At 71.9% G+C, this 13,547-nt stretch carries 14 protein-coding genes; 6 read left to right on the top strand and 8 right to left on the bottom strand.

Annotated elements, in window-relative coordinates; all coding sequences use genetic code 11:
- Positions 1-39 precede the first annotated feature (39 nt).
- Positions 40-249, top strand: coding sequence for a hypothetical protein (locus HZZ00_RS38390; protein ID WP_257585838.1), 210 nt, complete (start codon positions 40-42; stop codon positions 247-249).
- Here the strand turns inward: HZZ00_RS38390 and HZZ00_RS16920 are convergent.
- The 6 genes from HZZ00_RS16920 to HZZ00_RS16895 form a co-directional block, all read right to left on the bottom strand.
- On the bottom strand, positions 246-1,355 hold the full coding sequence (locus HZZ00_RS16920; RefSeq protein ID WP_180332967.1) for a hypothetical protein: 1,110 nt from the start codon (positions 1,353-1,355) through the stop codon (positions 246-248). The two genes, HZZ00_RS38390 and HZZ00_RS16920, sit on opposite strands and share 4 nt — an antisense overlap.
- Before the next feature lie 175 nt (positions 1,356-1,530).
- Complete coding sequence (locus HZZ00_RS16915; RefSeq protein ID WP_180332966.1) at positions 1,531-1,929, bottom strand: hypothetical protein; 399 nt, start codon at positions 1,927-1,929, stop codon at positions 1,531-1,533.
- 162 nt (positions 1,930-2,091) lie between these two features.
- Positions 2,092-2,649 carry an XRE family transcriptional regulator gene (locus tag HZZ00_RS16910; RefSeq protein WP_180332965.1) on the bottom strand — a complete coding sequence of 186 codons (558 nt, stop codon included), beginning with the start codon at positions 2,647-2,649 and terminating at the stop codon, positions 2,092-2,094.
- A 12-nt stretch (positions 2,650-2,661) separates the two neighbouring features.
- Positions 2,662-4,905 carry a helix-turn-helix transcriptional regulator gene (locus HZZ00_RS16905; protein ID WP_180332964.1) on the bottom strand — a complete coding sequence of 748 codons (2,244 nt, stop codon included), beginning with the start codon at positions 4,903-4,905 and terminating at the stop codon, positions 2,662-2,664.
- A 192-nt stretch (positions 4,906-5,097) separates the two neighbouring features.
- Positions 5,098-6,609, bottom strand: coding sequence for a carotenoid oxygenase family protein (locus tag HZZ00_RS16900; protein WP_180332963.1), 1,512 nt, complete (start codon positions 6,607-6,609; stop codon positions 5,098-5,100).
- A 182-nt stretch (positions 6,610-6,791) separates the two neighbouring features.
- Complete coding sequence (locus tag HZZ00_RS16895; RefSeq protein WP_180332962.1) at positions 6,792-7,388, bottom strand: TetR/AcrR family transcriptional regulator; 597 nt, start codon at positions 7,386-7,388, stop codon at positions 6,792-6,794.
- Between the two features lie 100 nt (positions 7,389-7,488).
- Here HZZ00_RS16895 and HZZ00_RS16890 point away from each other — a divergent pair, with 100 nt between their 5' ends.
- From HZZ00_RS16890 to HZZ00_RS16870, 5 genes are all read left to right on the top strand, one after another.
- Complete coding sequence (locus HZZ00_RS16890; RefSeq protein ID WP_180332961.1) at positions 7,489-7,875, top strand: nuclear transport factor 2 family protein; 387 nt, start codon at positions 7,489-7,491, stop codon at positions 7,873-7,875.
- Between the two features lie 280 nt (positions 7,876-8,155).
- Positions 8,156-8,818, top strand: coding sequence for a DUF4230 domain-containing protein (locus HZZ00_RS16885; RefSeq protein ID WP_180332960.1), 663 nt, complete (start codon positions 8,156-8,158; stop codon positions 8,816-8,818).
- Between the two features lie 323 nt (positions 8,819-9,141).
- Positions 9,142-9,645, top strand: a complete 504-nt coding sequence (locus tag HZZ00_RS16880) for a VanZ family protein (protein ID WP_257585837.1) — start codon at positions 9,142-9,144, stop codon at positions 9,643-9,645.
- Positions 9,646-9,848: 203 nt separating this feature from the next.
- Entirely contained in the window at positions 9,849-10,712 is an 864-nt protein-coding gene (locus HZZ00_RS16875) for an alpha/beta hydrolase (protein ID WP_180332959.1), read from the top strand.
- Between the two features lie 193 nt (positions 10,713-10,905).
- Complete coding sequence (locus HZZ00_RS16870; RefSeq protein WP_180332958.1) at positions 10,906-11,367, top strand: pyridoxamine 5'-phosphate oxidase family protein; 462 nt, start codon at positions 10,906-10,908, stop codon at positions 11,365-11,367.
- 25 nt (positions 11,368-11,392) lie between these two features.
- Here the strand turns inward: HZZ00_RS16870 and HZZ00_RS16865 are convergent, their stop codons facing one another.
- Together HZZ00_RS16865 and HZZ00_RS16860 are read right to left on the bottom strand one after the other, a co-directional pair.
- Positions 11,393-12,670: a M48 family metallopeptidase gene (locus HZZ00_RS16865; RefSeq protein WP_180332957.1), complete on the bottom strand. Its 1,278-nt coding sequence runs from the start codon at positions 12,668-12,670 to the stop codon at positions 11,393-11,395.
- Between the two features lie 157 nt (positions 12,671-12,827).
- Entirely contained in the window at positions 12,828-13,544 is a 717-nt protein-coding gene (locus HZZ00_RS16860) for a hypothetical protein (RefSeq protein WP_180332956.1), read from the bottom strand.
- Positions 13,545-13,547 lie beyond the last annotated feature (3 nt).

Below are 13,547 nucleotides of genomic sequence, written 5' to 3'. Positions count from 1 at the left end.
GCGCCATGGCCGCCGTGCTCGCCCTCAAGCACGGCGGCCATGGCGCCGGCCACCCGCAACCTCGACGAACTCGACCCTCGTGTGGAACTGGACGTGGTGCGCGGCGAGCCGCGCACCGGTCGGTGGTCCGCGGCGCTGGCCAACTCGTTCGGGTTCGGCGGACACGACGGGGCGTCGACCACCACCTGGTCCCTGGGGCATGTTCTGTCCCGGGTGGTCACCGACGACAGAATGCGCTCGGACCGCTAGAAGAAGCCGGCCGAGGTGTTCTGCGTGCGGTTTTCGAGGATGGCGCGCAGCCATGGGCTGCGCGCGGCCGGCAGTCGGGCCAAGGTGCGCTGGAAGGTTCCCCAGTCGGCCCGGAACAGATGGTTGGGGAGCAGCGGGGGCGGGTCGTCGCGGAGCACGTCCCGGGGCAGGCGGCCTGACGCGGGAACCGGCAAGTCCGGCTGCGGAGAGGCCAGCCACAGCCACACTCCCAGCGGCAGGGGCACCAGGTATGCGGACGTAGTCGGGGTCTCGGGGGTCCAGATCCGTCCTGTCTGGGGATGGACCGGTACGAGCAGGATGTCGGCGCCCGCGTCCGAGGAGGGCTGTCCGGGCCCGGCCAGGACGGCACGCCGCTTCGGGGTGCCTGTGGGCAACAGGGCGTCGAGCGCGCGTCGGAACACGTCCGTGGCCAGGCCACCCGGGACCGCCACCGGCTGCCCTTGGGAAGCGACCAGCAGGTGGGCGAGCGCATGCCCGGCTGCCGCCTCCCACCGCGGGCTCCACGACCAGTAGTGGTTCGACCCCAGCCGTCCTCCCCATGTGGCAATGGGCTCGAACGGCGACGTCTTCTCCCCCGTTGCCGCCAATTGCGCCCAGGAGAGGAGCGGTGCAGGGGGGATACCGTCGACGGGGACACGGTGCACGGCGTCCGCGCCGAGCCACACCGCCTGCCAGAGCGAGCAGTCGTCGACCCTGGTCGCCACCGGCAGGTCGCACGTCCCGCAGGCCATGTTGGGCCCGTCGGCCCCGTCGAGGCCGCAGCAGGCACCGCCGCGCTTCTCGGGTATCAGCCGGGTTCCACGGATGTCACCGGGCGCGATGACGCTCGTCCCGGACGTGCTCTCGGACACGGCGCGGACGGGGGCGTGTCCGCGGCGTGCCTCCGCCTCGCCCGGACCGACCTCGCCCCACATCCACCGAGGCTCCCCCCACGGGTCCGGATCCACGGCGAACGTCCCGGACTCCATGAGCACCGGAAGCTGGGCCCCGTTCCCGTACTTCTGACGGGCGTGCACGGGCAACGAGACTTGGGACAGCGGGATGGTCAACTCGGCACCACAGCCCGCACACGTGAAAACGAACAAATGACCTCCACTGGGAAACAGAGGCATCGTCGCAGGTCACCGGCGGCCGGCCAACCCTCTGGTTCACGGCCGTCGACGGCGCCCTTACAAGGAGGACTGCGTCAGCGCGTCGGTCCACACCGCCTGCCCACCGCCCAGCGGCCGTGTCATCATCGCGGCGGAGCCGGGGCACGGCTCAGCGATTCCCGGGAGGCCGCACCCAAGGCGCGAGGCGTTCGCCGGTGGCCGGCTCTCGCCAGTAACGGAAGACAGTGCCTTCGACGATGTCGAGTTCTCCGGCGGCAATCAGGCAGGAAGCCGGCTCCGGGCCGCCCGCGTCCGCCTCGAAGGCAACGACGACGGACGGCGTCTCTCCGACCTGGTCGGCGACCAGTCGCACCTCCTGCCGCGTCGGCGCGCGGAAGACCGGATCGTGGAAGCTTGACGGGCACCTCACCAGGACCGGGTCGGCAAAGACCAACTCCAGGTGATGGGCGTACGCAAGGTCGTGCCCGGAGCCCAGCCGCAGCCGGCCCGCGTTCCACTCCACCACGTCCCAGTCCCACCAGGACCCCTCAGGGAGCTGGAGCGCCATGTGGTCTCCGCTCATGGCCGGCTTGCGGCGTGGGTGGCGGAGAGGAGCTGGGGTACGAGGTCCGGCGCTCCCAGGAAGACCTGGACCGGCACAACGCGCCGCCCCCGCTGCGAGCTTCCTGGAAAACGTGCCCGGGACGGATACCGCACACCATGCCCTTTCCTACAGGTCGAACTCGACGTGCTCGACATCCGTGAAGCGGACCTCTTCCAGGCTGCCGGCGCGGCGGCCGCCGTCCTGGAAGTAGACCTCCTTGAGCCCTTCGGCGGCGATCTGCTGGAGTTGCTGGTCGCCGGCGCCGGACTGCTGGGCGTCGAAGAGGCGGGCGGCGTACTGCGGCGGGAGGGCGACGGTCAGGTGCCGGATGCGGGCGTCGTCGGTGGATCCGACGGACGCGGTGTAGCCGATCCGGGCACGGGTGTCGATGACGATGCCGCCGGTCGTCGCCGCCGTCCGCCGTGCCCTCGCGCGGATCTGGGGCTGCCAACGCTTCTTCACCTCGCGTTCCAGGCGCGCGGCGAGGTCCGGGCGGGGCTTCTTGATCTGGTCCTTGACGTACCGTTCGACGGTGCGCTGGGAGACGCGCAGCAGCTGGGCGACCTGCTTGGTGCCCTTGAGCTGCCTGACCAGGTAGCGCATCTGTGCGGGTGCGCTCTTGGGGGCGGGCCGGGTGAACGCCTTCTGCACGGCCGCTTCCAGGCCGTCGCCGAACAGGGTCATCGTCGTCTCCCCCTACTCTCCGCTGTCGGCGTCGGTGACCGTGCCGTCCTTGATGTAGCGGGCGAGGTTGAGCTCCGGGGCGTCGAACCGCTCGCGGACCTCCTCGCCCCACAGGACGGACTGGGTGCCCTCGTGTTTGACCAGGCCCGGGTTGATGCCGAGCTTGAAGCCGCCGGGCAGCGGCTTGCCCTCCCGGTAGGGCAGGAAGTCCAGCGGGCTCGGCCCGTTCGAGGCGTAGACCACGCAGTCGGAGAGGATCGCGACGGGGTACTGCCCGGTGTACGCCGCGTGTTTGACGATTTTGCGGTGCAGGTTGATGCGGGTGCGGGAGATGACGGCCGCGCGGATGTCCGGCCGCCAGGTGGGCCGGGACAGGGCGCGCCACGGCTCGCCGGGCCGCCAGCCCTCACCGCGCGGGCGCTCGCGCAGCTTGCCCAGGCCGCCCTTGACCGTGGCCTTGATCGCCGAGACGACGATCGCCAGTTCCGGGTCGCGGTCCCGGTAGCCGTCCATCGCCGTCAGGAAGTCTTCGGGCGTCATGTCCGCGTGCACGCCGAGGTCGGCCATCGTGGCGAGATAGGCGTCGCGCAGCCGCTGGTACCAGCCGTCCAGGTAGCGCCCGTTCTCCGGGCGGACGTACGCCTCGATCGGCCGGACCTCGTAGCCGAGTTCCACCGCGTAGGCGACGGTGGGCGTCGCGTACCACGCAGGGCCCTGCGGGCGGTCGCCCTTCGGGGTGAAGGGGCTGGGCAGCAGGTCGGCGTCCAGGTCGGCCCAGGTGTCCTTGCCCGTCCTCACCCGGGACAGGTCCACGTGGGAGAGGTCGACGAGCCAGGAGCCGGGCAGCTTCGGGTCGAACACCGGCTTCCTGACATGGTGGGGGGCGCCGAGGCCGACGATCAGGCCGTTGCCGCCCGCGGCGAAGGCCATGTTCACGTCGATGCCGACCAGGTGCCGCAGGGTGCATTCCGCGTCCGTCATCGGGCGTGCCCAGTCGTACGCCTCCTCGAACAGTTTCTCCTGCGGGCCGCGGACGTGGAAGCGCGGCAGGTCCTTGAGGAGCGGGTGGCCGTCGGGGGCCTCGCACGGCGCGCAGTCCACCGGGTCCTTGCCCAGCGAGCCGGGGTTGTGCTCGGCGTGCCGCCTGCCGTCGGCGTCGGGCTCGGAGGCGCGGGTCGGCGGGTGCAGCGCGGTCATGAGTTCCAGGCCGGTGACGGCGGTGGAGCCGCGCGGGGTCATGACGCGGGACGCGTACACCCCCAGGACACGGGCGAGTTCGGCCGGCGGGAGCTGCGCGACGTCGCCCCAGTGGCGAGGGTCGAGCGCGTGCCAGGACGGGATGCACAGCTGGACGCAGGCCCGTTCGGAGCCCTTGGCGGGGCGGTAGATCCGGGCCCACGGGCCGAAACCGCGCTTGGTCAGCTTCCACTCCGCGCGGGCCAGCTGCTTGACGACCTTGTGACCCTCCGGCAGGCGCCCGGCCCGCCGCTCCGCGTCCGTGAGGGCGGCGGGCAGGCCGTAGCGTTCCAGCGCGGCCTCGGTGAGGACAAGCAGCGGGTCGGCGTCCTTGCCCGGTCCGGACAGTTTCGGCTGCCCGAGCCTGGCCTCGCGCAGCGTCCACTCCACCAGGGCCGGGATGCTCTTGGCGGGCACGTCCAGGACCAGGCCGCCCGTGCAGTAGGCGAGGACCTGGCCGTCCGCGTCGACGTCGACGACCGCGAGTGGGCCGTTCTCGAACCGGGAGCCGGCGGCACTCGCCGGGGTGTCGGCCGGGGTCGCCTTTCGTACGTCTGGACGACGCGGGGTGGACGGCGGCGACGGCCTGGCGGTGCGCGTCGGGCGCGGCTCGGCGTGTCCGACGACGGCGGGGTCGGTCTGAGGGGTCTCGGCTACCGGCCCGGCGGGAGTGTCCGAGGCCGGGGCGGTGGTCGGAGCCGTGGCCGGGGCCTGCTGAGAGGGGGTGGACCGGCCGGTCTGCGCGGCGGGTGCCGGTTCCGGGGGCGCGGCGGGGGCGGGGTAGAGCTCCGCGAGCTTGTTCAGCAGCCGCGCGTACGCCTCCCGTTCCGGCCCGCGCGGCTCGGTCGTCTTCTTGACCGACTCCCAGCCCGACACCGTGGCCCGGCGCACCTTCAGCGCGGCGGCGACTTCGTCCAGCGTCAGGCCGTGCGCGATACGCAACCGCTTGCGCTCCTCCGCCGGCGGCAGTGGGGACCGGGACGCGACCAGCGCGTCGACCGCGTCGAACAACTCGGACATGGAATACCTCCCGTCGGCATCCTATGCCGACGGGAGCACGAAGCACGCACATTCACCGTACGAATCGCGTACGAAGGGCGTTCGCGTGCGGATGGCGGGGCCCCGTGCGGGGACTGCCGCGGCCAGACGGGCCGGAGCCCCGCACCGGCGACCGGCGGCGACCGGGCTCCGGGCGACCGGCGGCGACCGGCGTCAGGCGTCCGCGATCCAGCTGCCGTGGAAGCCCAGCGGTACCCGGCCGGGCAGGTGGATCCGGGCCAGCGGGTGGCCGGTGAAGTCCTGGGCCGAGAGGATCACCAGGTCGGTGGCACCGCGGTCGGGGTCGTTCACGTACGACAGCACGTAGCCGTCGTCCTCGTCCCGCGCACCGCGACGCGGCACGAACACCGGCTCGCCGACCGCCGCGCCCCGGGGGAAGCGGTGGAGATGCCCGTTGCCGCGCAGCATGTCGTGCTTCACCAGGTAGTCGGCGAACTTCTCGTCCGGCGGCACCCCGTCGACCATCTCGTACGCGCGCCACATCTCGGCCGCGCTCGCGGTGTAGGCGTACCGGTGCCGGCGGGAGACCAGGGCTTCGCCGATGCGGGGGAACTCCTGCGGGCGGTCGTCCAGCCTGCTGCCGCGGAGCCGGCCCGCGCGCACGTCGATCGTCCAGCGGTCGAGCGTCGGCGAGCCGGTCGCGGTGGGACCGTCCTTGCCGCGGCCGGCGGGGTGGAACGGTGCGGGGAACCCTGTGTACTCCACCACGACGGTGTCGCCCTCGTCGTAGGCGTTGAGGGTGTGCGAGTAGAACACCGGGTCGATCTCGAACCAGCGCGTGGTGCCGCCGGTACGCGGCAACAGCCCGACGCGCATGGGGTGCCGGTCGTTCCACACGTACGGCACGAGCGCGCCCGCCTCCGCGGCGGCGCCGTCGAAGGTGATCGGCACGTCCACGATCACCACGTACTTCTCGGTGAGCGCGAAGTCGTGCATCATCGGCGCGTCCGCGACGGCTATCCATGTGGTGCGCACCGCCCGGCCGGTCCGGTCGATCATGATGTGCCTGACATGGTCCCAGGTGGGATAGTACGCGATCGCGTGCAGTTCGTCGGCCACCGCGTCGTACTTGGTGTGCGCGGTGAACGCCCCCGTGAGCGTGGAGTGGAAGTCGTACGGGCGCACGGTGTCGAGGTCGCCGTCCAGTTCGTAGGGCAGCGGCCCGCTCTCCTGAAGGGCCAGGATGCGGCCCTTGTACGGGATCACGTGCGTGTTGCACGCGAAGTCGTCGGGGGGTGCCTGGCCGGGGTAGGTCTCCCCCAGTTTCGCCGTCACCTGTGAGGACCGCACCCAGCGGTTGCGGTACCACTCCGCGCGCCCGCCGCGGAGCCGGACCCCGTGCACCATGCCGTCGCCGAGCATCCAGTGGTGAGCGCGGACGTCCTCAAGGTGCAGCGGGTTCGGGCCGTTGCGCAGGTAGCGGCCGTCCAGATCGTGCGGGACGCGGCCGGTCACCTCCAGGTCGAAGGCGGTCAACTCCTCGGTGACCGGCGCGAAGGCACCTTCCAGGAACGGTGTCGCCCCGGTCATGCCGCTCGCCCCGGCCGTGGGACCCGCCTGTGCCGCGGTCGTGAGGAAGCCGGGTCCGAGACCGGTGCCGACCACGCTGCCCGCTGCCGCGACCGCGGCGCCCTTGAGGAGTCTCCGCCGTGTGTGACTGGCCATCACGTTTCCCCGTTCCCGTGTCGCTGCCGGCGCTGTCGGCCGGGCTTCGGTGACGGGAGCAACCCTCCTCCCCGGCGGCCGGTGAAGCAGTCGGCCCAGGCCCCGGATCGGGGGTGCTGCTGACACCACCGTCCCCGGCGGCCTGGCTCCACTGGAGGACGGGCGGGCCGGTGTGGCGCCGCTCAGTCCCGTCCCGGTCGGGAAGGGGCGCCGTACCCGGAGTCGCACAACTCGGCGACGAGGCCGCGTGCGTACTCCTCGTTCGTTTCCGGGATCGAGAACACCACCCGGAAGTAGAGGGGCGCGACCACGTGATCCAGCACCCGCTCCAGCGGGGGTGCGCTCTCGCCCCGCCGCTCCGCGGCCTCCAGAGCGGCGTGGAACCGGGTGCTGACCCGCTCCAGGCACTCGCGCAACCCCGCTCGCCGCTCGTCCACGTCCGGGGCCACTTCGGCCCGGAAGAAGGCGACCCCGCCCGGCTGGGACAGGTCGGTGAGCGTCCACACAGCGGCCCGTTCCAGGTCCTTGCGCAGATCTCCGAGCAGTTCCGGCGCCCCCTCGTCCTGGCGCTGGGCGGCCACGTCCGCCAGAAGGGCGGAGATCGTCCCCCAACGGCGGTAGAGCGAACTGGGGTTCACGCCCGCTCGGCGTGCCACCACGGGGATGGTGACCTTCTCGGCACCGACTTCCTGGACCAGGTCCACGGTCGCCCGGTGCACGGCGGCGCGCACGCGGGCGCTGCGGCCGCCGGGACGGCTGTCTTTGCTTTTGGCGGGCATGCCCCCACCTTAAAGCATTGAGTTGCGCTTTAGCGAACGGGATGCCTAAGGTTTTTAAAGCGGAGATCGCCGCTTTAAGCATCGTCCCAAGGGAGATCCGATGGCCCAGTACGAGGTCCAGCACCAGCTCGGCAAGAAGTTCCACGCCTGTCTCACCGCGGGTGACTGGGAGGGCATCCGCAGCCTGCTCACCGACGACGCCACCTGGACGCTTCCCGGTGACAACACCATCTCCGGTACGGTCGTGGGCGCGGAGGCCGTCGTGGAGCGGGCGAAGAAGATCGCCTCCTACGGTCTCGACTTCGAGCTGCTGCACATCCTGGTGAGCCGCGAGAACATGGCCCTATCCCTGCACAACACCGCCCGCCGGGGCGACGTCCGGCTGGACGAGTACCTCTCCACCATCTGCCGCCTCCGCGACGGCAAGATCGCCAACATCGAGACCTACCTGTCCGATGTCCCCGGCATGAACGCGTTCTTCGTCTGAGCCGCGCCGCTCACCGTTCGCCGGTGGGCCCGGCCAGGCCGGCGGCTCCGCGTCGGCCTGGCCGGGCGCTGTCGCGAAGCCGCCTCGGGAGCGGTGGCTTCCCTTCCCGGGCCGCCACCCGGGCTTCCGCGCAGTTCATCGCGGCGCATACCGGGCCCGGCACCGCCCGACTCGCTCCCGGGCCGCCCTCGTCTCCGCCGCCGGATCGGCACTTGCGTCAACCCGCCGTGTCTGGCACGGGGTTCGGGGGGCATCCGGACAGCAGGAAGGAGGCTGCCGGATGACGACTCCCGCCACACGCCCGCACAGGCGCATGCCCGGCTGGGCGAAGGTGGTGACCACCTTCGTGCTGGTGCTCGCGCTGCTGTTCGCCGGTATCAAGCTGGCGGTGCTTCCGGGCGTCAAGGATCTGTTCGGCACGCAGACGCACGACCGCTCGGGCCCCGCGCTCCTCAAGTCCGTGAGGGACATGAGCCGTTACGACGCGGCCTCGGGCGACTTCCAGGTCGTCGTCGACCTGGAGAAGGACGCGAAGTACCTGCCGGACGCCGTTCGCGGCACCCGCACCCTGTATGTCGGCGCGGGCACCGTGGACGCCTATGTGGACCTCGGCGAGGTCGGCGACAAGGACGTGACGGTGAACGAGGACCGTACGTCGGCCACGCTGCGGCTCCCGCACGCGCGGCTGGGTGCACCGGCCCTGGACGCCGACCACTCCTACGCCGTCTCCAAGCAGCGCGGACTGCTCGACCGCCTGGGCGACCTGTTCTCGGACAACCCCAACAGCGAGCACGCCGTGCAGAAGCTCGCCGTGTCCCACATCGGCGAGGCGGCCAGGAACAGCGGACTGACCGCACGGGCCGAGACCAACACCACGGCGATGCTGGAGGGTCTGCTGCACTCGCTCGGCTTCAAGGAAGTGCACGTCTCCTACGGGTCGTGATCCGTGCGCGCTCCCGGCGTCCCGCCGGCCTCGCGGTTGACCGTTCCACCACACAGGGTCGTCGACGACTGGAGGACCGAATGGCCCGCACCGCTCCGTACTCACGCGCAGCCGCTCCCGGTCGCGCGCCCCGGTCGAGTCGCCTCGCCTGGTTCGGCCGCCGGGGCCGGGCAGAGGCGCGGGCACGGGAGGGCAGCGAGAAGGACCCCACGGCGAAGGCGGGGAGCGGCAGTCGTCCGGCGAAGGCGCGGGCGCGCTGGAGCGGCGGCCCCTTCCGGAGCGCGAGGGCGGGGGCGGCGGGCGACGCCCGTGGGGCCACCGCGGTGAAGCGTGCCGCCGGGAAGACGACGCCGGCTCCCCCGCGCCGTCGGCACGTGCTCCCGCTGCCCGTCCGCATGCTGGCGATGCTGGGCGCCTTCGTCTTCATGGTGGCCTTCGCCGTCGTACTGGCCAAGATCACTCTGGCGCCGTCCCCGGCGTCCGTATCCCTGACGCACAGCAACCTGCATCCCGGCCGCTCCATCAGGGCCTATCTGGACCAGCCCGAACTGCGCGACGCCGCCAAGCAGATCGGCGGCAACATCCTGCTGGGCGTGCCGTTCGGGGTCCTGGTGCCGGTGCTCGCGCCGGGGGCCCGGGGGGTCTTGCGGGTTTTGCTGCTGACCGCGACCGTGATGCTGCTGGTGGAGATGGCGCAGGGCGCGCTGGTCACCGGGCGGGCCTTCGACGTGGACGACGTCATCCTCAACACGACCGGCGCGCTGGTCGGTTACCTGCTGGTGGGCCGCAGGCTGGGGCGGGTGCACGATCGCCGCGGGAGCGACTGACGCGGACGCCGGGGCCGGTGTCCCGTGCGCGGTGCCGCCGCCGGACGCCGTGCCGGCGGGCCGGTGGCGACGTGCACAAGCGGAAGGTCTCGTCCGAGTAGTGCGGATGATCTCCCACTGAGTAGTGTGCGGCGTCGGATCGTCCACGGCGCCGACAGGGCGATGTACGCACCGCCGACACGGGCCGGAAAGTGAGCAGACAGATGCAACCGACGTTCGTACTGGTCCACGGAGCCTTCGCCAACTCCTTCTCCTTCGCGCCGCTCCAAGCCGAACTCGGCCTCCTCGGGCACCGCTCGGTCGCCGTCGACCTGCCGGGGCACGGGTTCGCGGCGACGTACCCGCGCTCCTACCAGGCACCGCAGGACCTCGCAGCCCTCGCCACCGCGCCCGGGGCCATCAAGGGCGTGACGCTCGCTGACAACGCCACGCACCTCATCGGAATACTGGAGCGGGCCAAGCGGAACGGGCCCGTCATCCTCGTCTCCCACAGCCGAGGGGGCCTGACGGCCACCGTCGCGGCCAATCGGAGGCCCGACCTGATCGACCGCATCGTCTACGTCTCCGCCTGGTGTCCCGTCGACCTCGACGTCAGCGCCTACTACGCCGAGCCCGAGATGGCCGCGGTCGACGCCACGGGGCCAGCCTCGGCGATGGTCGGCAATCCCGTCGAACTCGGGCTGCTGCGCTGCAACTTCCGCACCGCCGACCCCGGCGTCCTCGCGGCCTTCAAGGCGGCGTTCCTCGCCGACGGAACGGACGACGAGTTCATGGTCTTCCTCAACACCTTCCAGCCCGACGAGAACCTCGACGCCGGCACGCCGGACGACCGGGCACAGGCCGAGACGTGGGGCCGGATCCCCAGGACGTACGTCCGGCTGACCGAGGACACCAGCGTGCCGCTCGCCATGCAGGACCGGATGATCCGCGAGGGCGACGCGCTGACGCCGGAGAACCCCTACGACGTCCGCACGCTCACCAGCAGCCACCTGAAGTGGCTGGTCGACCCGGCACCGGCGGCCCGGGTCCTGGCCGACACCGCCGCGCTGTCGCCTGCCGGCTCGTAGCCCGGGGCGGACGGCCTCCGCGCTCCGGCGGAGTGGCGGAGAACAGGTGCGCGGACGATTCCCTCCCGGACGGCATCGCGATCGCCCTGCCGAGCGCGAGCGGCGTGCTCACAGCCGAGGCGTCCCTCGGTCGCCGGGAGTAGGTCCTGCGCCCCAGGCGCGGCTCGTACCCGCCTGGCTAGGGTCGCTCTTCATGGAAGCCACGGGAACCGTTCCCCGCCGGACGGCAGAGCGCATACGCGACACTCTTGAACGACTCGGCACCGAGCGCGACGTGTGGCTGTCGACGGCTCACCCCGATCGCGGGCCGCACCAGGTCCCGCTGTGGTTCCTCTGGGACGGCCGGGCCTTGTGGATGAGTACCGGCGCCGCTTCCGTGACCGCGCGGAACGTCCGCGAAGAGCCGCGCGTGCGCCTCGCGCTGCCGGACACCTTCGACGTCGTGCTCCTCCAGGGGGAGGCCACGTGCTTCCCGGACGACGAGGTGCCCGCGGCCGCGGCGGAGGCGTTCGCCGGCAAGTTCGGGTGGGATCCGCGAGCGGAAGAGGCTTCCCAGGTGTACGTACGCGTGGTGCCGCGGACGGTGCGCGCCTGGCGCGGCGTGCCGGAACTGCGCGGGAGGGTTGTCATGCGCGACGGGGCGTGGCTGGCATGACGACCGTCCCGCGCCGACGGCCTGCCTAACCGGCCGTGCTCCGCAGCTCGTCCGCGATCGCGTTCCGCAGCGGCCGGAGTTCCTCGTCGATCGCCTGCGCTTCCTTCCCGCTCAGCGTCAGCGCGGTCTCGGGGCCGGGAATCCGGTTCACGAACTGGATGCGGAAGTACGTGGGCGGGGAGCTGCCGTCGGTCGCGTCGCCGCGCAACCGGGCGAGGCGCAGGAGCCGCTCGCGTTCCGTGTCCGGAACCGACGCCAGGGATGCGCGCACCCGTGCCCAGACGTCGCCCCCGCTCCGGGCCGCTCGTTCGACGGCGAAGCGGGCGGTCTCGTTCAGCAGCAGCGCCCGGAGCAGCCCGTCCGCCGAGGCGGTGGAAGAGACCCGGACGGACATCTCGTCGGCCCGGTACTGCGACTGCCTGCCGGAGAGGTCGTCGAGCCGGCCGAGCAGCCGGTGGAGCGCGAGCATGCCGTGGGCCAGCAGGTTCTGGAGGGGCTGGGCAAGGGCATGCCCCAGACTGATGTTGGTGTTCTGCCGCAGCGAGTCCCGGCCGAACGCGTTCGCGTCCGCCACGCCCTGCCGCGCGGCCTCCAGTTCGGTCGTGGGGCTGATCATGTCCGCCCAGGTGGCGAGCGCGTCCAGGGCCGTCTGAATCCAGGCGCCGCTCGGACCGCCTCGGGTCGAGGCACGACCGATGTCATGGCCGAGCAGTGCGAGCCGCTGGTCGGCGCCGAGGGCCTCCCAGAGCGGCAGACCGATGACAAGGACGCGCCGCCGGCGCGCTCCCACCACCGTGCAGCCCGAGCCGTACCGCGTGTCGACGGCGATCGCGTCCATCGGCTTGGTGCCGAGTTCGGCGGCGATCCGTTTCGTCACCGCATGCAGCACCGGCGCGGCGGCGGCGTCCAGGGTGTGCCGGGGCATCCTGCCGAACCGTGGACGGAGCACCAGTGCGATGACGATTTCCGCCGCGCCCAGTACCCGCTCCGGCCAGGTGCCGACGACGAGCAGCCACACGCCGGTACCCGCGAGCGCGACGGTGACGAGGTTGACGGCGGTCGCGAGCGCCAGGGCGCCGACGAGGGCGGCATTCCACGGCGCGGTTCTGCGGCCGTCCGCCAGTACGCGTTCGAGCGCACGCCGCTGACGGGCCAAGGACCTCGGTCCGCCCTTCCAGGAGACATCGCCGCCCTGCGGGTCGAGGTTCCAGTCGCAGGCCGGGCACCAGGCGCTGAACCGGGGATCCGAGTCCGGCAGGGCCGCGTGGCATCGCGGGCAGCCAGGGCCTATGTCTTCGTACACGGAGGCGATCTTGTCTCTGTGAGGGGCGCGGCAACAGATCACGCTGGAAGCTTTGTCCGATCATTGCGCGCCGTTGGCGTGCCGCCGCGCGCCGTTCGCCCGGTTCGCGGCGTTGGCTCCGACACGGTCGGGCGGTCCACCGGCGGCCTCGCGTTTTCTACCGCATCACCGGGCGGTTGGCGGCCGTGTACTCGTCCGCGATACCGAAGACGCCGGCACAGCGCGGGCATTCCGCCCTGCCGAAGAGGTGGGCGATTCCGTCGGCGAGCGTCTTCTGCCCGTCGCGGACGGTGATCCGGTGCATCCAGCGGCCGGTTCCGGTGAGTTCGCCGGCGGCGGCCGGCCGCAGCTCCCGCCGGATCTCCTCGTTCCCGTCCCGCACCTGCGAGTAGCGTCCGAATCCACCGATGACGATCATCACGCCCGTGCCGCAGTCGGGGCAGTCCACGTGGTAAACGTCGTCGGTGAAACCCTCCAGGGCGTTCGCCCAGTGGTACTCCTCCTCGGCCGCGAGCAGGGCGCGGAAGCACACCAGATAGTCGGCCGGCCGCGAACGCAGGTGCCGGTCGAGGACATCGCGGAACTCCCTGACCGCAGCAGCGCGGTCGGCCGGCAGGTCGTCACAGCCGTGTGGCCCGGCGGCGCGCTCCAGGATCTTCCCGGCAAGGGCGCGTGCCCCGGCACTGCGGGGAGCGAGGCGTACCAGGCGCGGCAGGGCCGCGAAACCGGCCGGGGACACCAGGTCGTGTTCCAGGACGAGTCGCCATCCCAGTTCCTTCCACGCCTCGGTGTCGTCCTGGTGCTCCACCCGCCGCAAAAGCTCCGGAACCCGGTCGACGTCGAGGCGGCAGTCACGCGTCTCCGCCCAGTCCATCCG

Origin of the sequence: Streptomyces sp. NEAU-sy36, from assembly GCF_013423905.1 — a bacterium.
Taxonomy (GTDB): domain Bacteria; phylum Actinomycetota; class Actinomycetes; order Streptomycetales; family Streptomycetaceae; genus Streptomyces; species Streptomyces misionensis.
The sequence above is the reverse complement of the archived record's forward strand: the minus strand, read 5'-3'. Positions and strand labels throughout refer to the sequence as shown.